Annotated in this window: 17 protein-coding genes and 1 pseudogene; 11 read left to right on the forward strand and 7 right to left on the reverse strand. The window is 72.0% G+C overall.

Annotation, left to right across the window (positions count from 1 at the left end; all coding sequences use genetic code 11):
• The first annotated feature begins 1 nt into the window (after window position 1).
• From AC07AW_RS20790 to AC07AW_RS20810, 5 genes are all read left to right on the forward strand, one after another.
• Window positions 2-700, forward strand: coding sequence for an iron-containing redox enzyme family protein (locus AC07AW_RS20790; RefSeq protein WP_478816962.1), 699 nt, complete (start codon window positions 2-4; stop codon window positions 698-700).
• Window positions 697-2,247 (forward strand): MFS transporter, encoded by a 1,551-nt coding sequence (locus AC07AW_RS20795; protein ID WP_478816963.1) that lies wholly within the window; start codon window positions 697-699, stop codon window positions 2,245-2,247. The genes AC07AW_RS20790 and AC07AW_RS20795 overlap by 4 nt, the downstream gene beginning before the upstream one ends.
• Before the next feature lie 127 nt (window positions 2,248-2,374).
• Window positions 2,375-5,494 carry an AAA family ATPase gene (locus AC07AW_RS20800; RefSeq protein ID WP_478816964.1) on the forward strand — a complete coding sequence of 1,040 codons (3,120 nt, stop codon included), beginning with the start codon at window positions 2,375-2,377 and terminating at the stop codon, window positions 5,492-5,494.
• Between the two features lie 61 nt (window positions 5,495-5,555).
• Window positions 5,556-7,229 (forward strand): B12-binding domain-containing radical SAM protein, encoded by a 1,674-nt coding sequence (locus tag AC07AW_RS20805; protein WP_478816965.1) that lies wholly within the window; start codon window positions 5,556-5,558, stop codon window positions 7,227-7,229.
• Window positions 7,230-7,297: 68 nt separating this feature from the next.
• Window positions 7,298-7,984 carry a 2OG-Fe(II) oxygenase gene (locus AC07AW_RS20810; protein ID WP_478816966.1) on the forward strand — a complete coding sequence of 229 codons (687 nt, stop codon included), beginning with the start codon at window positions 7,298-7,300 and terminating at the stop codon, window positions 7,982-7,984.
• Between the two features lie 62 nt (window positions 7,985-8,046).
• Here the strand turns inward: AC07AW_RS20810 and AC07AW_RS20815 are convergent, their stop codons facing one another.
• A complete protein-coding gene (locus AC07AW_RS20815) occupies window positions 8,047-8,523 on the reverse strand; it encodes a helix-turn-helix domain-containing protein (RefSeq protein WP_478816967.1) in 477 nt (158 codons plus the stop codon).
• A 284-nt stretch (window positions 8,524-8,807) separates the two neighbouring features.
• Between AC07AW_RS20815 and AC07AW_RS20820 the strand changes: the two genes are divergently transcribed.
• The gene (locus AC07AW_RS20820) at window positions 8,808-11,132 is read left to right on the forward strand and encodes a LuxR C-terminal-related transcriptional regulator (RefSeq protein WP_478816968.1); all 2,325 of its coding nucleotides are present in this window, start codon (window positions 8,808-8,810) and stop codon (window positions 11,130-11,132) included.
• 223 nt (window positions 11,133-11,355) lie between these two features.
• Here the strand turns inward: AC07AW_RS20820 and AC07AW_RS20825 are convergent, their stop codons facing one another.
• Window positions 11,356-12,555: an MAB_1171c family putative transporter gene (locus tag AC07AW_RS20825; RefSeq protein ID WP_478816969.1), complete on the reverse strand. Its 1,200-nt coding sequence runs from the start codon at window positions 12,553-12,555 to the stop codon at window positions 11,356-11,358.
• Window positions 12,548-13,078 carry a ParH-like protein gene (locus AC07AW_RS20830; RefSeq protein WP_478816970.1) on the reverse strand — a complete coding sequence of 177 codons (531 nt, stop codon included), beginning with the start codon at window positions 13,076-13,078 and terminating at the stop codon, window positions 12,548-12,550. Before AC07AW_RS20830 ends, AC07AW_RS20825 begins: the two co-directional genes overlap by 8 nt.
• A 416-nt stretch (window positions 13,079-13,494) precedes the next feature.
• On the opposite strand from AC07AW_RS20830, the gene AC07AW_RS20835 reads away from it, so the two are divergent.
• On the forward strand, window positions 13,495-13,989 hold the full coding sequence (locus tag AC07AW_RS20835) for a DUF1269 domain-containing protein (RefSeq protein WP_478816971.1): 495 nt from the start codon (window positions 13,495-13,497) through the stop codon (window positions 13,987-13,989).
• 50 nt (window positions 13,990-14,039) lie between these two features.
• Window positions 14,040-14,540 (forward strand): DUF1269 domain-containing protein, encoded by a 501-nt coding sequence (locus AC07AW_RS20840; RefSeq protein WP_392154810.1) that lies wholly within the window; start codon window positions 14,040-14,042, stop codon window positions 14,538-14,540.
• A 69-nt stretch (window positions 14,541-14,609) separates the two neighbouring features.
• Here AC07AW_RS20840 and AC07AW_RS20845 read toward each other — a convergent pair whose 3' ends face one another.
• Entirely contained in the window at window positions 14,610-15,875 is a 1,266-nt protein-coding gene (locus AC07AW_RS20845) for an arginine deiminase (protein WP_478816972.1), read from the reverse strand.
• 51 nt (window positions 15,876-15,926) lie between these two features.
• Window positions 15,927-17,387 carry a basic amino acid/polyamine antiporter gene (locus AC07AW_RS20850; RefSeq protein ID WP_478816973.1) on the reverse strand — a complete coding sequence of 487 codons (1,461 nt, stop codon included), beginning with the start codon at window positions 17,385-17,387 and terminating at the stop codon, window positions 15,927-15,929.
• A gap of 267 nt (window positions 17,388-17,654) precedes the next feature.
• Here AC07AW_RS20850 and AC07AW_RS20855 point away from each other — a divergent pair, with 267 nt between their 5' ends.
• Window positions 17,655-18,467 carry a universal stress protein gene (locus AC07AW_RS20855; RefSeq protein ID WP_478816974.1) on the forward strand — a complete coding sequence of 271 codons (813 nt, stop codon included), beginning with the start codon at window positions 17,655-17,657 and terminating at the stop codon, window positions 18,465-18,467.
• A gap of 94 nt (window positions 18,468-18,561) precedes the next feature.
• Here AC07AW_RS20855 and AC07AW_RS20860 read toward each other — a convergent pair whose 3' ends face one another.
• Complete coding sequence (locus AC07AW_RS20860; protein WP_478816975.1) at window positions 18,562-19,038, reverse strand: SRPBCC family protein; 477 nt, start codon at window positions 19,036-19,038, stop codon at window positions 18,562-18,564.
• Between the two features lie 550 nt (window positions 19,039-19,588).
• On the opposite strand from AC07AW_RS20860, the gene AC07AW_RS20865 reads away from it, so the two are divergent.
• Window positions 19,589-20,683 (forward strand): baeRF3 domain-containing protein, encoded by a 1,095-nt coding sequence (locus tag AC07AW_RS20865; protein WP_478816976.1) that lies wholly within the window; start codon window positions 19,589-19,591, stop codon window positions 20,681-20,683.
• Window positions 20,684-20,941: 258 nt separating this feature from the next.
• Here the strand turns inward: AC07AW_RS20865 and AC07AW_RS20870 are convergent.
• A pseudogene (locus AC07AW_RS20870) lies at window positions 20,942-21,082 on the reverse strand (peptidase C39 family protein); the annotation flags it as partial.
• 287 nt (window positions 21,083-21,369) lie between these two features.
• Between AC07AW_RS20870 and AC07AW_RS20875 the strand changes: the two are divergent.
• Window positions 21,370-21,537 carry a helix-turn-helix domain-containing protein gene (locus AC07AW_RS20875; protein WP_478817385.1) on the forward strand — a complete coding sequence of 56 codons (168 nt, stop codon included), beginning with the start codon at window positions 21,370-21,372 and terminating at the stop codon, window positions 21,535-21,537.
• The last annotated feature ends 206 nt before the right edge of the window (window positions 21,538-21,743 follow it).

Raw genomic sequence — 21,743 nt, forward strand, 5'->3', positions numbered from 1 at the left:
GGTGGAGGAGCAGACGAGGTCGCAGGCGCTGCGCCGCAAGATCGGGCTGCTGATGCCTGCGGTGGACGCCGCGTCCCGGCAGATGTGGACCCATCCGCACAGCGACCAGGTGTACCTGGAGTGGCTCAAGACGCTGCACGGGACGATCCGGGCCACGGTGCCGCTGATGCTGGCGGCCGTCGAGCAGTGCACGGCCCGTCAGGGCGACCCGGTGGCCGATCTGGTGGGCCGCTACCTGGCCAAGCACATCCGTGAGGAGTACGGGCACGACCAGTGGGTGGCCGACGACTACGTGGTGGCCGGGGGTGATCCCGAGACGCTGCGCACGACGCTGCCGGGGGCGGCCATCGCCTCGCTGGTCGGCTCGCAGTACTACTGGCTGCGCCATGTGCATCCGGTGGCACTCGTGGGGCACATCGCGGTCCTGGAGGGCAACCCGCCCGGTCCCGGGCTGGCCGGTGACCTGGCGGCACGGACCGGGCTGCCGGAGGAATCGTTCCGCACCATCGCCCGGCACGCCCAGCTGGACGTGCAGCACCGCGACGACGTGCACCGGCTGATCGACCGGCTGCCGCTCGACCCGGCCCAGGAGGAACTGCTCGGTGTGAGCGCGCTGCATTCCATGAGGGGGCTGATCGAGGTGATGGAGGACGTGCTCAGCCGGGTCCACCGGCGCTCCCCGGTGGCCCTGGCCGGATGAGCCGCGTGCGGGTTCCGGGCCCGCTGGCGGGCCGCGACTTCCGGCTGCTCTACACGAGCACGGTGGTCTCCGGTCTGGGCGACTGGCTGGACCAGGTGGCGCTGCTGGTGCTGGTCACCACGGTCTGGCACGGCGGCGCGGGCGATCTGGCCCTGGTGGTGGCCGCGAGCATGCTGCCGCTGCTCGCGACCCCGTTCCTGGCGGTGCTGGTGGACCGCCGGCCGTCGCGCCGGGTGCTGATCCTCACCGACCTCGTGCAGGCAGGGCTCACCCTGGGCCTGGTGGTCGCTCCCGGGGTGTACTGGGCGGCCGGGCTGGTGCTGGTCCGTGCGGCGCTGGGCTCGGTCGGCGGCCTCGCGGGCCAGATCCAGTTGCGGGTCTCGGTGCCGCCCGACGGTGTCCAGGCCGCCACCGTGCTGCTCCAGACGGCGATGCAGTCGGTCAAGATCCTCGGGCCCGCGCTCGGTGGTCTGCTGGTCGCCTTCATGTCGCCCCGGGCGGTGTTCGCGGCCAACGCGTGCACGTTTCTCGTCGGGGTGATCGCCGCCCGTGCCCTGCGCACCACGTCGTCACCTTCCCGGAGTGCGGATCTGCACTATTTCAAGGAACTGGGGGAAGGATTCCAGCACGTATTCGGAACCCGTCTTCTGCGTTCCCTTCTGTTCGTCATGTGCGGCCTGATGTTCGTCGTCTTCCTTTACGACTCCATGGCCGCCCTGATCGTGCCGGCACTTGGAATGGGCACGCCCTACATCGGCTACATGGTGTCCGCCGTCGGATTGGGCGGGGTCACGGGTTCGCTGCTCATGGGCCGTTTCGCAGCGCGCCTTCGGCCTTTCCTGACCATGGCGGGGTCGGTCCTGGTGATCGGCTGCATCATCGTCGGCATCGGACTCGCCATTTCCCATGAAATGCGTATTGACTCCGCCATCTGGCTGTGTGTAATTTTCCTTCTGGGAATCGCAAGCGCCGGAATTCTCGTCACTTTTCCCAGCGTCGTACATTCCGAGACGCCGGTCGAACTGACCGGCCGGGTATGGGCGCTCATGAATTCCGTGCCGGCCGTACTGAACGTACTGGCCCCCACACTGGCGGCCGCCCTGGTCGCGTGGATCGGGCTCGGAAGCCTCCTGCTGCTGGCGGGCGCCGCCCTCCTGCTCACCGCTGTCGTGGTCGCCGTCCGGCTCGGCGGCGTACCGCCCACCGCTCCGCCGTCCGGCGTGGACGACGGTGCCGGCCCGGCCGAGGAGCCGACACCCGGCCCAGCCCCCCTGAACTCCGGTGCGCCGCACCGGGAAACCAGAGCCCCGCGCGGGAAGAGCGCGGGCTCGTCAACCGAGGAGATCACCATGGCAGACAAGATCGACAAGCTGGCCGAAGCGGGTTTCTCCCTGACCGACGCCAACGACGCCCAGCAGGCGGTGCTCAAGTCCCTCACCGAGGACGAGATCAACGTCCTGCTGAGCGTCAAGGCCCGGGTCGAGGCCGCGGGTTCGGACGTCGAGGGCCACTCGCTCTCCGACCCCAGCGGCGGCTACCTCTGGTAGTGCCGAGTCTCGTCAGGGGATCGGCCCCGGACCGGTGATGTCTGGGCCGTAGCAAAGACCGGGTGGTTCACGACGGGGCAAGCGTCGTGAACCACCCGATTGCCGCTCAGTGAACGGGGAGGACAGCATGAGCAAGCCCACCGGTCCCATCGTAACCACCGCGAGCCGGTGCACCGGCTGCGGTGCGGACAACCCGTCGGCGGCCCGCTTCTGCATGGCCTGCGGAGTGGAGATCGGCCTACCCGCCACTCCCGCCAGCGGCCTGCGCTTCGTCTCCGTCGTCTTCTGCGACGTCGTCGGCTCCACCGGGCTGGCCACCTCGCTCGAACCCGACCGGTGGGCGGCCGTCCTGGACGGCTACTTCTCCCTGGTCGGCTCGCTGGTGGAGGGGTACGGCGGCAAGGTGGAGAAGTTCATCGGCGACGCGGTCGTCGCCGTGTTCGGCGTCGAGGGGCACGGCGAGTCGGCCGCCGCCACCGCCGTCTCCGCCGCCACCGCCATCGCGCACCGCACCGGCGAGTACGCGCGGGGCCTGGGCGAGCTCCTTGCGGGCGACTTCCCGGTGCGGTGCGCGGTCGCCTCCGGTCATGTCGCAGTCAGCGGGCGGACGTCGAGCTTCGTCATCGGCTCGGTGCTCAACCGGGCGGCCCGGCTCCAGGGACACGCCCCCGACGACGGGGTGATCGTGGACCTGGCCACCCGGCTCCAGCTGCAGGACCACTTCCCGCTGCGGGCGATCGAACCGATCACCGCCAAGGGCTTCGCCCGATCCGTCCCGGCCTGGATCGTCGGTCCGGCGGGCACCCAGGCCCCCGGCACGGGCACCGTCGGAAGGGCCGACCTGGTCGGCGAGCTGGCCGCCCGTATCGACGCGGCCGCCGCTGCCGGCGACCCGACCCTGATCCTGGTCGGGGGCCCCTCCGGGGTGGGCAAGTCCCGGCTGGTCACCGAGGCGCTCGACCACTGCGCCGGCCTGGCCACAGCCGTCCTGCGCTGCCCGCCCGCCGGGACCGGACTCGACCTGCTGGCCTGCTGCCTGTTCCTGGAGGAGATCGAGAACGCCGCACGGCAGGGCCACGACAGGGTGGACGTGACGGTGCAGCTGACCGGCGCCTCCACGCGCGCCGAGCAGGCCCTGGCCCAGGACCGCGGCGAGCTGGGCCGTGCGCTCACCGCGGCACTGGACCGCCTGCGGGGCGCGCGGCCCCTGCTTCTGGTGGTCGAGCACAGCGAGTGGACCCCCGGGGTACTGGCCGACCTGCTCGACGAGCTGACCGCCGCACCGGGGCGGCCGGTCGTGGTGCTGCTGGTCGGGGTCTCGGCCCCCGAGGCGCTGGCCGGCCGGGGGGATCACCTGCTCACCGTGCCGCCACTCGTACGGCCCGACGCGCGGCGGCTGGCCCACCGGCTGCTCACGGCGCAGCACGACCCGGCCGCCGCCGACCGCTCCCGGTCCGCCGACACCGGGGCCCCTGGAGACGGCTCGGCCCCTGCCGCCCTCCTCGCCCCCGACTCCGCCGCCGAGGAGATCGCCTCACGGGCTGGCGGCATCCCCCGGTACATCGAGCAGATGGTCGTCCTGAGCCGCTTCGCCGAGCCCGGCGACGGCTGGGCGCCACCCAGCGCGCACGCCGCGCTCGGGGCCCGGCTGGACCGGCTGGACGCCGACTCGCAGGAACTCCTGGTGCTGCTCGCCGCCGCCGGCCGGGACCTGTCCCTGGAGGACCTGGGCGCCCTGATGGCCCCGGACAGGGTCGCCGCGGCCGCGGCGTGCCTCCTCGAAGCCGGTCTCGTGGAGTCCGCCGACGCCCACAAGGGCCGCCTGGCCCCGGCCTTTCCGGTCGTGGCCGAGGTGGCCCTGCGGCGGCTGACGCTCTCCGAGACCGCCGACGCACACGCCAGGCTCGCGCGCTCCCTGGAACCGGTGGCCGAACGGCGCCCCGCTGTCGCCGAGTTGCTGGCCGGGCACTGGGAGGCGGCGCACACCGCGTTGCGCGGGGTGGAGCCCGGATCCGACCGGACGGCCCGGGCCGCCGAGTCCGCCGTGGCCGCATTCGGCGTCGCCGCCCGCTTCGCCCTGTCCCGTGGGCGCCCCGAACTGGTGCTGACGCTCACCGGGCGCGCCCGCGCACTGGCGGAGCCGGACGGCGCGCAGGTCCACGACCTGGATGTCCTGGAGGCGTATGCCCTCGGCACTCAGGGGATGCCGCAGGCCGCCCTCGCACGCGTCGAGCGCGTGCTGTCGGACCCGGGCCGGGCCGCCCCGGCCGCCCGGATCCACGCCCGCCTCAACTCGCTGTACTCCCGCACCTATCTGACCGGCGACGCGCCCGCCGTACCGGACGATCCGCACTACCTCGCCGCGGTCGCCTCCCCGGCGCCCGAGGCCCGGGTCGGGGCACACCTGTACGCCGGGCTGCAGTCCCTGCGGGCGGGCGACCACCCCGCCGCCGAGCGGGCGCTGCGCTCCGCACAACGGTCGGCCGACGGCGCCGGGACCTGCCTGGGCCTGACCGAGGTCTACGCCAACCTGGCGATGGCCCTGGTCAACGGCGACACCCCGGTCCCCGCCGCACTCGCCGACTGCGAGCGGCTGCATCAGGAGGTCGCCGGCTCCCGGCTGCTGAGCTCGGCCACCAGTGTCGCGCTGGCGCTGGTGCGCCACATGTCCGGCGACCGGGCGGCGGCCGACTCCGCGATGGACGAGGCCGAGGAGGTGCTGCGCGATCTGGGCCAGGGCACCGGGGCCGCGACCATCGCGGGCTGGCGTGCCGTCCTGGCGGCCCGGTCCGGCGACTGGGGTGCCGCGGCCGACTGGTGGACCGCCCAGGGCGATCGCTGCGCCGCCCTCGGCATGGCCCGCCAGGCGTCGCTGTCCCGCCTCCAGGCCGAGCTGGCCCGGGAGGCGTCCGGTGAAGGACGGTCCGGCGGCGCGGGGGGCGGGCCCACGCTCGACGAGGTTCCCCTTCCACCGCCCGAGGCCTGGGCGGAGTACACCGTCGCCCTGCAGGCCCGCGCCGTACGGGCGTTGCGGGCCGGCGACCCGGAACCGGCCGCGACCCACCTGGACGCCGTGGTCCGCCATCTGGGCACGGTGCGCGGCAGCGGCGCGGTGATCACACCGCTGCTCTGCAGCGCCGTCCTCGCCCGCCGTACCGGCCTCCCGGTGGCCGGTCGGGCGTTGACCGCGCTCCGGCGGGCGATCGAGGCCAAGCAGGACCTGGGCGTGCGCGCCCCGCAGGCATAGCCGTCACCGCACGACCCGTACCCGCGAGGAAACTCCGAGAAATCCGAGAAAGCAGCCGCCCGTGCGTGTCCTCCTGCTCTACGCCAACCCCCACCAGGTCCTGCCGGTCGGCCCGTACGGACTGGAGATCCTGCGGGCCGCGGTCACCGAGAGCGGACTTCCGGTCGAGGTGTCCGTGTGCAACCCGTTCCTCGAATCGCTCGACCACACCGGCCTGTTGGCCGAGGTGCTCGACCGGGTCCGGCCCGACCTCGTCGCCCTGTCGATCCGCAACATCGACAACGCCGTGGTCGCCTGCGACACGGCGGCCGGCGCGGACGGGCGGTGGATCGACGTGGTGGACTACCTGTCGCCCATCGCCGAGCTGACCGCGACGCTGCGCGCCTGGGACCCCGGACTGCCGGTGGTGGCGGGCGGCGCGGCGTTCACCTCCTGCCCGGTGGAGGTGATGGACCGGCTCGGGCTGGACTTCGGACTCGCCGGTCCCGGTGAGGCCGCGTTCACCGCCCTGCTGGCGCGCGTGGTCGCCGACGGCGGCACACGGGGCGTGCGGCAGGTGGTCGCCGAGACGCTGTCCACGCTCCCCGGCGGCCTGGTGCGCACCGCGGACGGAGCCCTGGGGCCCGGCCTGCGGACGCGGCCCGACGTGGTGTCCCGGCCCACCACCGCGCTGCCGCGGATCGCACCGGAGTACGTGCTGTTCGCCAAGGCCCGGGGCATCCCCACCGCGCTGCGCAGCCACGCGGGCTGCCCGCTGCGCTGCTCGTACTGCGTCGATCCGCTGAACGTCGGCAGGGTGGACGCGCGCCCCGCCCGGGCCGTCGCCGCCGAGGCGGAACACTACGTCGAGCGGTACGGGCTGACCCACTTCCATCTGGCCGCCCCCGAGGTCAACCTCCCCTACGAAGGGGCGCTGACCGAGGTGTGCGAGGCACTGGCCGGAAGCCGCCACGGCGAAGTGATCAGCTGGCACGGCTACTTCAACATCAGGCCGTTCTCCGAACGGCTGATGGACGCCCTGATCCGGTCCCGCTGCGTGCGTCCGAGCTTCTCGGTGGACGCCTTCGACGACCGGATGCTGCGCGGGCACCACAAGAACTACCGGATGTCCGACGTCGAGGACACCTTCGGTCTGCTGCTGCGACGCCGGCCGGAGTGGATGGACGTGCAGATCGGGGTGCTGTTCGGCCAGCCCGGCGAGACGGCCGCCACCCTGGAGAACGCGATCCGCCACATCCGCCGGCTGGCCGACCGGGGCGTGTCGGTGGGCTACTCCTGCGGGCTGCGGGTCTACCCGCACACGCCTCTGGCCCGCACCCCTCTCGACCCCCGGCACCTGTACCGGGCGGACGGGCCGCTCTCTCCGAGCGGTGCCGCCGGACCCCTCACCGTCCCCGCGGCCGACCTGCTGACACCGCTGGTGTACTGCGAGCCGATGCCGCCCCGGGAGCTGGCGGCCCACCTCGCCGACCGGCTGTCCGACTGCCCCGGAGTGACCTTCATCGACGAGGGGCCGGTGAAGGAGGCCCGGCAGCCGGACTGGCTGCGCCCCCTCAACGTGGCCACCGTGCACCTCGCGCACGGGCGTTCGGGGCCCGCGGCCGAGATGCTGCGGCTGGTGCTGGGCTCGGGCGACGCGCGGGCGGCGGGCATGACGCAGCGGCTGCTCCGGGAGGCGTCCGCACAGCCACCCGTCCCGGCGGGCACCGGGGACCTCCGGACCGCCGTCGCCTGACCGGCCCCGCCCCCGCCTTCGCACCCCGCCTCTCCCTGACGTAACGCCCCCATCCACGGAGGACACCCATGGAACTGACCTGGAGCACGGATGACTTCGCCGTCTTCGACGACTTCCTCGCCCCGGAGGCCGCAGTCACGCTGTGGGAGCAACTGCGCGCCGAGGACTACCACTTCGTGCACGGGCGCCGGGACGGGGCGTGGAACAAGGTGTACGGGCTGCTGGACGGTAGTCCCCTCAGCGGGCCCGGCACGCTGAACGACCCTGAAGGCCACTTCACGGGACGCTTCGCCGACCACGCTCGACACCCGTCCGGCGGTGCGACCGACGTCGTGGTGAAGCAGCTGGCCGAGGAGGGAACCCGCATCGAGCCGTGGACCGGGCGGTTCGGAACGGACTGGCACGCCTTCAGCTGCCGCCCCTTCCTCTACCCGCAGGGCTCCGGACTGGCCTGGCACGACGACTCCGGCGAGCGGGCCGCCTCGTTCGTGCTCTATGTGCACCCCGAGTGGCAGGCGTCCTGGGGCGCCGAGCTGCTCGTCTCCAGCGGAACGCCCGGGGCGCGGTCCGACGACCAGAGCGCCCACCTCACCTCGCGGGTCGGGCACTACGTCGCCCCGCGCCCCAACCGGCTGGTCGTCCTGCGGTCGGGCGTACCGCACATGATCAAGAAGGTGGAGCCGCACGCCGGGGACCGGGTCCGGGGCTCCGTCGCGGGCTTCTTCCTGCGCCGGCCCGCCGAGCGGCCGCAGTGACCGTGCCGCCCCGGCACACGCCCGTCGCTCGGACGGGCCGTCCCGCACGGTGCGGTCGGCCCTCAGGCCCGGTCGTCGCGGGGTTCCGCCGCAGGCGGGTCCTCCCCCGCGCCCCGGGCACGCCGGGCAGCCGCCTCACGGACGGCGATCACGTCGATGAGGTCGCTGACGGTGCCGAGCGCCTCGGAGGAGAGCCCCACCGCACGCAGTGCCACACTGCGCACCCCGGCGTCCCGCAGGGCGCCGAGGAGTTCGATCTCCGCGGCGATCTTCGCACCGTGCTCGTCGTCGAAGAAGTAGGAGACCGGAACTTCGAAGTGGTCGGCCAGGGCCTCCAGGTGGCGCTTCGTCGGATTGGTCCTGCGCCCGGTGCGCAACTGCCACAGGTACGTGGTCGAGAAGGACACCCCCGTGGCCTCCCGGCACGCGGTGGCGACCTCCTCGTTGCTGAACGGCAGGCCGTCGGGCCTGCGGACGAGCCGGAAGAGTCCGTCGATCCTGCGGCTCAGTGACGACAGCGTGGGTTCCGTTTCGGCCACCGCCTCCTCCCTTCTGCCGCCGCCCTCCCGCACGCTTACCCACACACGCGAAGGCAAATCCGTTGATTTTCACTGTAGTTGACACCCCCAGGGTCGACAGCCATGCTGAAGTCGTAAACGGATATGAAAACTGCGAAATGGTTGTTCATCTCAGCTGAAACGCCTGGCTGTCCCCACCCGCCTGGGTCCATCTCCCGGAGCCGTCCTTGACGATCCCCGTGCCCTCATCTGTGAAGAACGCCCGCTCGTCCGCCGCACGCCCACCCACCGCGTTCCCCGCCGACATGGTCGGACGGGATGCCGAGATCGCCGCACTGTCGGCGCTGCTGACCGATCCGTCGTCCCCCGGAGTGCTGCTGACCGGCGTCCCGGGTGCGGGCAAGACGCGGCTCGCGGCCGAGGCGGCGGCCGCGTACCGAGCGTCGACCGGCGCCACCGTCGTGCGCGTGGAGACCGCGGCCGAGCCCTCCGCGGACAGCGCGCTCGACCTTCTCGCCGAGCTCACCGCCGGCCGGGACCCGGGAGGGGCCCGGCCGCTCCTGCTCGTCGACGACCTCGACCGCTCGGACCATCACCGGCTGCTGCGGGCCTGCGCGGTCGCGTCCGTCGTGGTTCTCGGCACGGCCCGCCAGCCCCCCGCGGCCCACGGGCTCGTCCCCTTCCCCGTGGACCCGCTGCCCGTGCCGCTCGACTGCTCGGCACTGGATCTCGGCGCACTGGCGCGCGTTCCCTCGGTGCAGATGTACCTCGCCTGCCTGCGCACGATCAATCCCGCGTTCTCCCTGCAACTGCACAACCAGCAGGTCATCGCGCGGACCTGCGTCGAGGTGGGCGGCAACCCCGGCGCGCTCTGCCGCACCGCGCGGGTCGCCGCACTGGAGAGCCCCGAGGTGGCGTGGGCCTCGCTGGGCGACCGGACCGTCCCTGACCCGGTCCACGCCGAGGACGGCGACTCCTCCGCGGCGCCCGGTGGTGATCCGCGCGGCGTCCCTCCCCTGGCCGCCGGCGGGACGCCGGTCCGGCTGCTGGCCCACTGCCAGGTGTTCAGCGGCGGCTTCGGCCCCGAGGCGCTGCGCCACATCACGGCCCTCGCGCCGGAGGAGTTCTCCTCGGCGCTGGAGACCCTGCTGCGCGGCCATCTGCTCACCGCCTCCACCCTGCCGTCCGGCCGTCTGGACGGCACGGCCCGGTTCCGGCTGCGGCTGCCGCCGGACGGACCCGCGCACCGGCTCCCGGCGCCCGAGGACACCGCGGCCCGGCTGGCGCACGCCCGCTACTACGCGGCCCTGGCCCGCGCCGCCGCCGACCGGATCGTCTCGGGGCACCAGCGCTCGGGCCTGATCGCCTTCTGGAGCGAGGAACGCAATCTCCGTACGGCACTGGAGACGCTGCTCCGCCACGGGCGGACCGGTGAGGCGCTCGACCTCGTCGACGGCATCCGCGTCTACTGGTGGGCCACGGGCGGCTGGAGCACCTGGGCCGAATGGCGCCCCCGCCCCGACCCGTCGTGGACCGCGACCGGCCACCGCGACCGGATCCGCGTCGATCTGCTGCTCGGCGAGGCGGGCATCCTGGCGGGCCAGCCCGAGGCTGCCACGGACCTGCTGGACCGGATCACGCCGGATGCCGCCCGCGCCGCGGGGCTGTCCGCGCGGGTGACGCGCCTGCGGGCCCTGTGCGTCCTGGCCACCGACCCCTGCCGCGGCGCCGCACTGCTCCTGGAGGCGGCCGACCGACACCGGTCCGACGGCGACCGCCACGAGGCCCGCTACGTGTCGCTGGAGGCCGCACTCGCGGGATTCCGTCTCGGCGACACGGCGGCCGCGGCGGCCACCGCACTGGAGGTGCTGGCCGCGGCCCAGCAGGGGCGCGACACGCTCGCCGCCGGTGCCGCCCTGCTCCACCTGGCCGTCTTCGCGGCCGCGGAGGGACGCACGCAGGCCACGGCGCACTACTGCGAGCGGGCCCTGTCGACCCTGCGCACCCTGGGGCCGCCGGCCGTCCTGGGCGCCATCGCCACCACGCTGGGCAGTCCCGCCCTGCCCGACGTCGTCGAACGCGCCATCGGCACCGCCCGCGGTCTGGGCGCCTTCCACACCTGGCGCGGCGCGTTCCCGGAGGAGGCGGGCACCCCCGACTTCGCCATGGCCCGACTGGAGGAGCCGGTGCGGGAGCTGCTGGGCGAGGCCGCCTTCTCCCGTGCCCTGGTCGAGGGTTCCAAGGTGTCGCTCCCGGACCTTCTGGCCTCCCTCGTCCCGGCCCCCGCCCCTCCGGCCGCCACGACCACGGGCCCCTTACCCCCGGACACCCGAACCCGGATCGATCCACTGACGCCGCGTCAGACCGAGGTCTCGCGCCTGGTGGCAGCCGGCCTGAGCAACCGACAGATCGCCCACCGGCTGGCGATCTCGGAGTGGACCGTGGTCAACCACATCCGGGACACGATGAAGAAGCTGGGCTGTTCCTCCCGAGTGGAGATAGCGAGCTGGATGCACCACTCCGGCCTGCGCCCGTCACCGGAACCGCCCCTGTTCCTCCGTACGGCCTTTTCTCCGTCCCTCCCCGCCCTGCCCGGACCGACGCTCATCCCTTCGCAGGCGGGACTGTGACGACAGGGCCCAGGTGTTCCGTCCCGGGGGCGCGGACGGGTGACGCAGGTCTCGGCCGAGGAATCCTGAACGGGTGAGGGCCTCCCGGGTTCGGTGTGGATGGCGACCTCCGCACCGACCGGACAGGCCCTCGTGCCCCACCGTGACGCACCCCTGTCCGAGACCCGGACGACGGCGTCCGGCCCGCTGGACGGTCGAGAACGGCCGGCCGCGTCAACACCCCCTAGCGCCCCACCCGGTGGCGCATGTGCTCCACCAGCCCGGTCGCGGTGAACGCCTCGGCCACCTGGACCAGCCACGCCGCCTCCTCCTCGACCGAGCAGTCGACCGGGTAGGCGAGCGCGACGTCCTGGTCCCCGGAGGCGCCGCGGCCGATCCTGGCGGACTCCAGCGCGGCGGCGATGACCGCCGCCTCGGCCATCGCCGCGCGGCCCGCGGCCGGCACGGGGAACCGGGCCAGCGCCGCGTCCGACAGTGCGCGGGCGTCGGGGGGAACGAAAGAGCGGAGTTCCAGGTAGCCGTCCCGGATCTCGATCACCCGGCGGTAGAGGGCGAACTCGGACCGGTGCAGGGCGAACAGACGCACCGACGGCCACCCCAGGTCCAGGGCCGTCCCGGGGGAGACGGCCCGTAACGCCGACCACAGCGGCTCCAGGGCACGGTAGGTCCGGTAGGCCCGTAGCCACCGCCCGACGGAGGTGGTGGCGGAGACCCAGCCCCCGGCGGTGCCGCCCAGGACGCCCAGCACCAGACAGCACAGACCGAGCATCCGGCCCACCGGGTCCAGCCCGGCGCTCTGCCGGTTGTCCACGGCCATGGTGACGATCGACGACACACCCCACAGGGCCCAGACGAGGCCCACCGCGACACTGGCCGTGATCAGCCGCAGGCCCGTGCGCAGCGCGCCCGGACCCAGCCCCCGGGCGAACCGGTGCACCGGGACCAGGAACACGGCCAGGCACCACAGGCTGTAGCCGGTGAAGACCGCGTCGCTGGAGGCGAGGAGCACCGCTCCGGTCCCCTCCGCGAGAAGCGAGCCGTGCCCGGTGCGTACGCCGGAGGAGAGGAACAGCACCGCGCACAGCGCGATGGCCGGAAGGGTGACGCGGATGTGCAGCCGTCCGGTCAGCAGTCGGGGCCGGGGCAGGCCGATCTCGATGACGGCCAGCGGGAGGAAGGCGAGGGCGGCCATCTCCAGCTCGCGCCCCAGGAGGTGGGTCAGCTGCGGGAACCACGACCCCAGCCACTCCGGGTACATCGTCGGAGCGATCAGCAGGGTCATCGCCGCGGCCATGCAGAATCCGAAGCGGCACAGGTGGCGCACCGCGAAGGGCGAGTCGCTTCCGTTGCGCAGCAGACGCAGTTCGTAGCAGCCCAGCCACAGCGCGGCGACGGCCGGGAGGTGCGCGAGCAGGTCAGACACGGGGCCGCTCGGGGCGGCGGGAGGGGGCCCCGACGAGGGTTCCGGCCTGTCCGTGGTCCCGTCCCGGCACGGGTCCTTCCCTCAGTACGCGGTGCATGATGAGAGAGGCGAGCAGTTCTGCCTCCTGCTCGGCGGGCTCGGCGTACACGGTGCGGCCCAGGACCCGGCGCACCAGGTCGGGGGAGAGTCCGGGCAGCAGCGCGCTGACGCCCGGTGTCTCGGGGGTGGGCAACCGATCGTGCCCGCAGAGCAGGTGGGCCGCCTCGTGCACGAGGATGTGCTGCCGGTGCAGTGCACTGGTCCCTGGGGTGCACAGGATGTAGTCGGCGTGGTCGGTCGTCACCAGCAGACCGCACGGCATCGCCGCGTCCACGGCGACCGGCAGGACCTCGATCGGACGGCCACGCCGTTCGGCCAGGAGGGCCAGGAAGGTCTCGGCGTCGAAGGGGTCCGGCAGTTCGAGCCCTTCCGAGAGGGCGCGAACCCTCCGCCACAGGCGTCTGTGGTACCGATCGGTGAGCATCAGGGACCCCTCCCACCGGAACGGCGCCACCGCTCCGCGTCTGCTGCCGTCGAGCGACCCGACGTCCCTCCCCCGGACCGCTCGGACATTCGCTCTGAAAGGATCAGCTCAACCGTTAGCGCATATTTTTCGGATTGTACGCACGTCCCGTCGTACGCCGACAGAGCGCATGTCGCGCTCCCCTTGCACGCCTCGTCGCCCGATTTGCACGCCTCGTCGCCCGATCGAGGTCACGGTGGACCGGTACGGCCACCTCAGGCGCGCTGCTCCACCGTTCGGGGGCTGCGATCCACTGCGCCTCTAGATAGCTGGGATGGGTTCATCGGGTCGCGACCCTCGGCATATCGGGACAAGATGACGCTTTGTGGGCCCTGGCAGAGGTGTCACGTGAGGGCCGCCCATTCGAGGAGGCGGAAGTGGCTGAGCTCTTCGTCATCGGATACGACGATCCCGACGTGGCCGAGCAGGCGTTCGCCACCGTGCAGGAACTCCAGCGGGACTATGTCGTCCACCTCAACGGCCTGGCGGTTGTCGCGGTGGACGACGAGGGTCGGACGCACGTCGACACCTCCAGCCGCATCGTCGGCGTCTCCGCCGCCTCCGGGGCGCTCTGGGGCGCGATCTTCGGGATCCTGTTCCTCGTACCCGGGGTCGGACTGCTGACCGGGGCGGCGCTCGGCGGGATCGTCGGCAAGCTCAGCAAATCCGGCGTCGACGACCGGTTCCGTCAGCAGGTGGGGGACCTTCTCAGACCCGGCACCGCAGCGGTCGTGATCATGGCGTCGAAAGTCACCGACGACAAGTTCACGGCGGCGATGCGACGGCACGGAGGCACCGTCCTGAAGACCTCGCTCAGTGACGAGGACGAGCAGGAGCTGGCCGAACAGCTCGCCGGCCCTCAGGAGCCGTAGTCGCGACCACGACTGCCGCCGTCCCCCCTCAAGACAGAAGGAGAACCTGTATGTCCGAGCTGATCGTGATCGGATACGAGGACAAGGCGGTCGCCGACAAGGCGTTCGCGGCCGTGCAGGAACTGCGCGACGAGCAGGTCCTGAAGTTCAACGGGCTGGCCGTCGTATCGGTGGACGCGGACGGCAGGACGCATGTCGACACGCCGGCCAGAAGCGAGGAGGTGGCCATCTCGGCCACGGCCGGCGCCCTCTGGGGCATGGTCTTCGGCATGGTGATCCTGACGCCGGCCATGGGCGTGGTGGGAGCCGCCGTCGGCGGCCTCATCGGCAAGTTGAACCAGATGGGTGTCGACAGCAGGTTCCGTGGCAAGGTGCAGGAACTGCTCCGGCCCGGCACGGCGGCTGTCGTCGTCATGGCGTCCGAGCTCAGCGAGGACAGGTTCGCCGAAGCCATGGGACGCTTCGGCGGAACGGTGCTCAAGACCACGCTCTCGGAGGAGAGCGAGCGCGAGCTCGCCGAACAGCTCGCCGGACCGTCGTCGGACGACTGACGCGCGGGCGGAGGCCGGCGTGATGCCGGGGGTGGCATCACTGCCGCCTCCGCCCGCCGAGCAGCCGGCTCAGAAGTCGACGGCGTCGCGGATCAGGGGGCAGGTCATGCAGTGGCCGCCGCCGCGACCGCGGCCGAGTTCGGCGCCGACGATGGTGATGACCTCGACACCCGCCTTACGCAGCAGCGTGTTGGTCTGGGTGTTGCGGTCGTACGTGAAGACGACGCCCGGCTCCAGCGCGACGGCGTTGTTCCCGCTGTCCCACTGCTGCCGCTCGGAGGCGTAGACGTCACCGCCCGTCTCGATCACCCGCAGCTGCGGAAGGCCGAGGGCCTTGGCGACCACGTCGACGAATCGGGCGCCGCCCTCGTCGGTGATCTCGACGCCGGGCGCCTTGTCGCCGGGACGGAGCGAGAAGGTGCGGACCGCGTCCATGATCGTGGGGTACAGGGTGACGATGTCGCGGTCCGCGAAGGTGAAGACGGTGTCCAGGTGCATGGCCGAGCGGAGCTTCGGCATGCCGGCGACGATCACCCGCTCGGCGGCCCCGTTCTCGAAGAGCGAGCGGGCGACCTGGGTGATGGCCTGACGGGAGGTGCGCTCGCTCATCCCCATGAGGACCACGCCGTTGCCGACGGGCATGATGTCGCCGCCCTCGAACGTGGCCTGACCCCAGTCCCGCTCCGGGTCGCCCCACCAGACGGTCGAGCCCTTGTAGTCCGGGTGGAAGGTGTAGACCGCCTTCATCAGGAGGGTCTCGCCGTGACGGGCCGGCCAGAAAAGGGGGTTCAGCGTGAGCCCCCCGTACAGCCAGCAGGTGGTGTCCCGGGTGTACAGGGTGTTGGGCAGCGGCGGCATCAGGTACTCCCGGGCGCCGACGCCCTCCCGGGCCAGTGCCACGTACCCCGACCGGAACTCCTCCGGGAGGTCCGCGGTCGACAGCCCGCCGATGAGGTACTCGGCGAGTGCACGGGGTGGGAGCGAGTCGAGGTAGGCGCGGGTGTCGTCGACGAGCCCCAGGCCCACCTCGTTGGGGACGATCTTCCGGTCCAGGAGCCACGCCCGGGCCTGGGGAATGGCCATGGTCTCGGTGAGGAGGTTGTGCAGCTCGACGACCTCGACGCCCCGCTGGGTGAGCTTGTTGACGAAGTCCGCGTGGTCGCGCTGGGCGTTCTCCACCCACATCACGTCGTCGAAGAGGAGGTCGTCGGCGGTGGTCGGGGTGAGGCGGCGGTGGGCGAGCCCCGGGGAGCAGACGAGCACCTTGCGGAGCCGTCCGACCTCGGAGTGGACACCGAGCGGGGCCTTGGCGGTACCGGTCTCGGGGGTGGTCATGGGCAGCCTTTCCGGTGGGGTGGTGGAGGGGCGGAGGTGCGGCCCGACGGGTCACAGCTCGATCCAGTCGGCGGCGAGGGCGATGACGCCGACGGCGGCCCCGGCGACGGAGACGGCACAGATGACGGCCTCCTTGGGGGAGAAGAGGCGCCGGTTCTGCTCGCGGCGGGCCTTGACGAAGAGGAACGTGGCGGGGGCGTAGATGATGAAGGAGACGAGGACGAACTTGAGCCCCGCCGCGTAGAGGAGGAAGGCCGTGTAGAGGGTCGCGACGGCGGCGACGACCAGTTCCCTCCGGGTGGTCCGTCCCGTCACCTTCTCCTGCTCCGGTCTCAGCGCGATCTTCACGGCGAACGCGGCGGCCAGCAGGAAGGGGATCAGGCTCAGTGCGCTGGTCAGATCGAGGGCGAAGTTGAACGCGTCGTCGGAGAAGGCCGTGACGACGAGGACGATCTGGCTGAGAGCCGTCGTCAGCAACAGCGCGGGGACGGGCACGTCGTCGCCGCTGGACCGGCCCAGGAAGCGCGGCATGTCCTCGTCCTTGGCGGCGACGAAGAGCACCTCGGCGGCCATCAGTGTCCAGGCCAGATAGGCGCCGAGGACGGAGATGATCAGGCCGACGCTGACGAACGTCTTCCCCCAGGTGCCGACCGCCGCCTCCAGGACTCCGGCCATGGAGGGCTGGCGGAGTTCGGCGATCTCGCTCATCGGCAGGATGCCGTACGACACGATGGTGACCGAGGCGAAGATCGCGAAGACGCTCAGGAAGCCCAGGATCGTCGCCCGCCCCACGTCCTCGCGGCGCTTGGCGTGGCGGGAGTAGACGCTGGCGCCCTCCACGCCGAGGAAGACGAAGACGGTCGCGAGCATGGTGCCGCGGACCTGGTTGAACAGGGACCCCGCGTAGTCCGCGCCACCGAAGTTGTCGGCGAAGACGGACGGTTCGAGGAAGAACAGCGCCAGGATGATGAAGACGATGATCGGCACCAGCTTGGCGACGGTCACGATCCTGTTGATCGCCGTCGCCTCCTTCACCCCGCGCCGGATGAGCAGGAAGAAGCACCACAGCCCGACGGAGGACAGGATGATCGCCAGCGCGGTGTCGCCGTCTCCGAGGGCGGGCGCGATCGCGCCGATCGTGGACATGATCAGCACCCAGTAGGTCACGTTCCCCACACACGCGCTCGCCCAGTAGCCGAAGGCGGAGAAGAAGCCCAGGTACTCGCCGAAGCCGGCCTTGGCGTACGCGTAGACGCCGGCGTCCAGGTCCGGCCGCCGCACCGCCAGGTTCTGGAAGACGAAGGCGAGCATCAGCATGCCGACGCCCGCCACCGCCCAGGCGATCAGCGCACCGGCGACCCCCGTCTCCTGGGCGAACCGCCGGGGAAGGGAGAAGACGCCGGCCCCCACCATGGACCCGACGACCATCGCCGTGAGCGTCGGCAGCGTGAGCTTGGCCGTCGGTGGGGATGCGCCCTGGTCCGTGGCGGCATGCTGGTCGGCATGGGTCATCGCGCACCTCTCAGCGCCGCGAGGGCCGGGGAAGGTCTGCCCGTCGGCCACGCGCCGACGGTGGACCGGTCGCCCTCATCGCGCCCCTGTTCGAAGACGGCGGCAGGCGCCCGGACCAACCTGCCCAGTGGATCAGAAATCTATGACGTGATGAACCTTTTGTCCCGATGGGCGCTCCATCGCGTCGCGCGTTTGCGCGGAGGAATTGCAGCGGTGTTCCGGCGGGGCGAGGCTGAGAACCCAGAGCGTGAAGTGGAGCAGCGAGCCATGGGCGAACTGGTCGTGGTCGGTGTGGACGGTTCGGCGATGAGCCTCACCGCGGTGGAGGCCGCCGCCGCAGCAGCGGTACGACGCGGTGCGGAGCTGCGTGTGGTGCATGCCGAGGTGCCGATCAAGCCCAGGCTCGTGGTGCCCGACCCGGCTTCCAGGACGCTGGTCCACAACGCTGTCTCCCATGCCCGTGCCGTGGCACCCGGGCTCGTGGTGACCGGGGTCGTGGTGACGGGCGATGTGGTGCACGTACTGGAAGCCGAGTCGCGCCCTGCGGAGCTGATCGTCGTCGCCTCCAGGGGTGTGGGAGGCCTCGCGGGCCTGCTGCTGGGATCCACGCCGGTGTCCTTGGCCGCCCGGAGCCATTGCCCGGTGATGACGGTCCGTGAAACGCACCGGGCGTCCGCCGGCGCGGGGCCTGTCGTCCTGGGGATCGACGGCTCCTCGGACAGCGACGAGGCCGTCGACGTCGCCTTCGCCGAAGCCGCGCAGCGTCGGGCCCCGCTCGTGGTGGTTCACGCGTGGCAGCCGGACAAGGCCCCGGTCGAAGGGGCCTCTGAGCCGACGGAACAGCTACTGGCCCGGGCGACCGCCGGCCACGCCGACACCTACCCGGGTGTCACCGTCACACGCGACCTGGTGGACGGCACGGCGCGCGAGGCCCTGCTCGAGGCGAGTAGGGCCTCTCAACTGCTGGTTGTCGGCGCCCGCGGGCGCAGCGGCTTGGCCGGACTGCTCCTCGGGTCGGTGAGCCAGGCCGTGATGACGCACGCGCACTGCCCCGTCGTGACCGTGCGCAGGACGACGTAGGGCCGAAAGAGGGACGGGAGCGGCGCCGGGCCGCTCGCCGAGGCCGGACCGACCCGAGGTGCGGGGCGTCGGACCGGCGGGACGGGCTCGACGCTTACCGGCCGACGGCCTCCGAGGGCAGGTCGGCGGCGCTGTCGTGCCGTTCACGGACGGCGATGCGGGCGAGTTTCGTCAGCATCATGCCGTTGCGAATGGAGACGAGGTAGTCGACGGGGAGCCCGTGCATGCGGGTGCCGGGGCCCCTCAGGGGGTGCCATTCGAGAAGGAAGAGGGTGTTCTCGCCCCACGGGATCAGGTTCATGGCGATGCGGGCCGCGCCGAAGGGATCCGCCTTCGCCTCCAGTTCCAGACGGCGTTCGGGCTCGCAGATGCGGACGACACAGGTGTCGTCGAGGGTGAGGGGGCCGACGCCCACCCGGACACGGAGCCGGGCGCCCACCTCGGGCCAGTGCGGGTCGGCGGCGATGACCTGCTGCGTTCCCGAGACCCACTCCCCGTAGCGAAGTCCGTTGGACAGCAGGCCCCACACCCGGGACGGCGGGCTCAGGATCAAACGGCGATTCCGGGACACTGCGACCGCCTCCCTTCTCCGGTGGGGAGCGGCGGCCCATGGCCCTCGGCCGACGCTCTCCGCGACGTTCCTTCCCAGCCTGTGCGGCGTGCCTCGCATCGGCCATCGCACCCACAGGGCGGTAGGGACGTGTCCACTCCCCGAGCACGGCCGTCGTCGTGACCACTCCCCCGTGGCCAGGCCCCCGTGGCCGTCCGACCTGGAGGCCGAGATCCCCGGCCTGCGCAGCCGGCCGGTCCGCCGACGGCATCACCCTCCCGGCGGTCCGCCGCGCGAGCGCCCCGGAGCGCCGCGCAGACGGCCCGGCCCGCCCCGGCACACCCAGGCCCGCGGGCGGGTCGGCGCCCCCCCTGCGCGCCTCCCTCCGGCGCCGACTCGCCGCCCATGCCATATCGGGACAAGATGGCCCCTTGTGGGCCGGTAGGGGCGCGCCGCGCACAGGGCCAGGCGGCGCGTCGTATCCCTCCGCCGCTCGGCCCTCGGCCTTCCCGGCCCTTCCCCGCCTCGCGACGTCCACTCGTCCGACCGATCCAGAAGGCAGGCTCCCGTCATGGACCCCGTGCTCAGCAGCGACGTACTCGGCCGGCTGCGCCAGCCCCGCCCGTACCCGGCCGTCTCCCTGGTCATGCCGACGCACCGTCGTGAGCCGGACGACTCCCAGGACCCCGTACGTCTGCGCAATCTCGTCGCCGAGGCCGAGAAGGCCCTGAACGCCGACCCCGACGTGACCCGTGAGCGACGCCTGGACGTGCTCGCCCAGCTGGACCAGGCGGTCAAGGGCGTGGACCTGGTCCACGCCGAGGACGGGCTGGTGATCTACGCGGCGCCCGGTGAGCACCACGTATGGACGGTGGCCCGTGCCGTTCCGGAGCGCGTCGTGGTGGCCGACACCTTCCTCACCCGCAATCTCGTCGCAGCCGGCGCCGCGGAGCAGCCGTACTGGGCGCTGGCCGTGGCCGCCGACCGGGTCTCCCTGTGGAGCGGCGACGCCGAGCGCGCAGCCGAGGCCACCGACGACGGCTTCCCGCTCACGAGGAGCCTGGAGGACCCCGACGCCGAACGCAAGGAACGTATCGGTGACCTCCCCAGCACCTTCCAGGACGAGGCCACCCGGCAGTTCCTGCGCGACGCCCACGAGCGCCTGCGCAGGGTACTGGCCGCCGACCCCCGCCCCCTGTACGTCGTCGGCTCCGCCGCAGCCCTCGCGCTCCTGGAGGAACTCGGCCCCCTCGGCGCCGGTACCGTGACGATCCAGCACGGCGGCCTCGCCGCCGGCCCGGCCGCCGCCGTCCACGAAGCCGTCACCCCCTCGCTCGCCGCCCGTCAGGCCGCGACCGCCTCCACCGTCGTCGCCGAACTCGACGTCGCCCGCGGCCAGAAGCAGTTCGCGGGCGGGATCGACGAAGTGTGGCAGGCCGTCAAACAGGGACGCGTACGTCTCCTCGCCGTCGAGGACGACTACCGCACCGTCGTCCGGGAGAAGGGCGACCACCTCGAACTCGCCACCGCCGACGACCCCGCGGCGCGGGACGACATGGTCGACGAGATCGTGGAGCAGGCCCTGGAGACCGGCGCGGAAGTCCGGTTCGTCCCCGGCGACACCCTCGTCGACCAGCAGCGCATCGCAGCCGCATTGCGCTACTGACACCCGCCCGGTCATGGGTACCCGTTGCGAACGGGGTGACGCGGGCGATGCCATGAAGCGACCCTAGGAGTCTCGGCCCACGTGAGAGCGGTAGTTCTGAGCTGATCCGCTCCTGCACCGGCCAAGGCCGTCGAGAGCGTCTGCGGAACAGCGAAGACAGTGGAGCCATGGCCACGGTGGACCGCTACGGCCACCTCACGCAGGACGGCCAGGAGCGCTGCCGTCAGGTCGTCGAGGTGGCCGTGGGGACGCACATGCTCACAGCAGGCCGAGCGACATCAGCACGCGGTGCTGACCCGGTGTCGGCTCGGTGGGCCAGTAGAGGTAGCAGACGCCTCCCGTGCCGGAGACCACCTTGCCGGTCGCGTTGTACCTCTTCGTACGGAGCCAGATGTTCTCCAAATGGGAGGGCGCCGCTTACCACGCGGCGCCCTCCTGCACAAACATGCAGGTCAAAGGCTCGGACCGCGTGAGGCAAATCGAGCGTGGACGCGCTGGTGCTGACCTGGTGCTGACTTCCGCTGGCGTCCGTTCCGGTCCGTTCGGGTGCGTCGTGCTGGATCGGTGCTGACTCCAGGCCCTCGTCGCCGGGCAGGCCTCCGCCCGCTTGGTGCGGCCGTCTTTCCTCACTACCGTCCTCGCGAGCAACTGAAGCCAGCGTAGAGGAAATGTCTGTGAGTGAGCCGATGTGGGACGTCAAGGCACTTGCTGCCTATCTCGGGAAGCCCACTTCTTGGGTCTACGACAACCACCTCAAGGAGGAACTGCCGAGCTTCCGCGTAGGCCAACAGCTTCGGTTCTCGCCGACGGAGGTCCGACAGTGGCTAGAAGAGCGATGCCGAATGGTCGCGTGAACGTGAAGCAGAAGGGGCGGCGCGCAGCGGTCTCACGTAGACGTTAGCCAGCACTGAGGTTCGATTCCCGGCCAGTGCATTCACGCCTGAAAGAGCGTGTCGCAGTGTCCTGTGCCAACGGACCTCGATCGTGTGCTATCGAACCTGGACGGACGCGTGCTTGTGCCATCGAAGTTTGATCACGCCTGATCAGGGGCTCGACAAAG

The sequence above is a fragment of the Streptomyces sp. NPDC044003 genome (assembly GCF_056435185.1).

What these genes read in the sequence shown, in the direction of transcription:
- AC07AW_RS20795 (WP_478816963.1), top strand. Translation starts at nt 697, where the DNA reads ATGAGCCGCGTGCGGGTTCCGGGCCCGCTGGCGGGCCGCGACTTCCGG.
- AC07AW_RS20800 (WP_478816964.1), top strand. Translation starts at nt 2,375, where the DNA reads ATGAGCAAGCCCACCGGTCCCATCGTAACCACCGCGAGCCGGTGCACC.
- AC07AW_RS20810 (WP_478816966.1), top strand. Translation starts at nt 7,298, where the DNA reads ATGGAACTGACCTGGAGCACGGATGACTTCGCCGTCTTCGACGACTTC.
- AC07AW_RS20820 (WP_478816968.1), top strand. Translation starts at nt 8,808, where the DNA reads ATGGTCGGACGGGATGCCGAGATCGCCGCACTGTCGGCGCTGCTGACC.
- AC07AW_RS20830 (WP_478816970.1), bottom strand. Translation starts at nt 13,078, where the DNA reads ATGCTCACCGATCGGTACCACAGACGCCTGTGGCGGAGGGTTCGCGCC.
- AC07AW_RS20840 (WP_392154810.1), top strand. Translation starts at nt 14,040, where the DNA reads ATGTCCGAGCTGATCGTGATCGGATACGAGGACAAGGCGGTCGCCGAC.
- AC07AW_RS20845 (WP_478816972.1), bottom strand. Translation starts at nt 15,875, where the DNA reads ATGACCACCCCCGAGACCGGTACCGCCAAGGCCCCGCTCGGTGTCCAC.
- AC07AW_RS20850 (WP_478816973.1), bottom strand. Translation starts at nt 17,387, where the DNA reads ATGACCCATGCCGACCAGCATGCCGCCACGGACCAGGGCGCATCCCCA.
- AC07AW_RS20855 (WP_478816974.1), top strand. Translation starts at nt 17,655, where the DNA reads ATGGGCGAACTGGTCGTGGTCGGTGTGGACGGTTCGGCGATGAGCCTC.
- AC07AW_RS20865 (WP_478816976.1), top strand. Translation starts at nt 19,589, where the DNA reads ATGGACCCCGTGCTCAGCAGCGACGTACTCGGCCGGCTGCGCCAGCCC.
- AC07AW_RS20875 (WP_478817385.1), top strand. Translation starts at nt 21,370, where the DNA reads ATGTGGGACGTCAAGGCACTTGCTGCCTATCTCGGGAAGCCCACTTCT.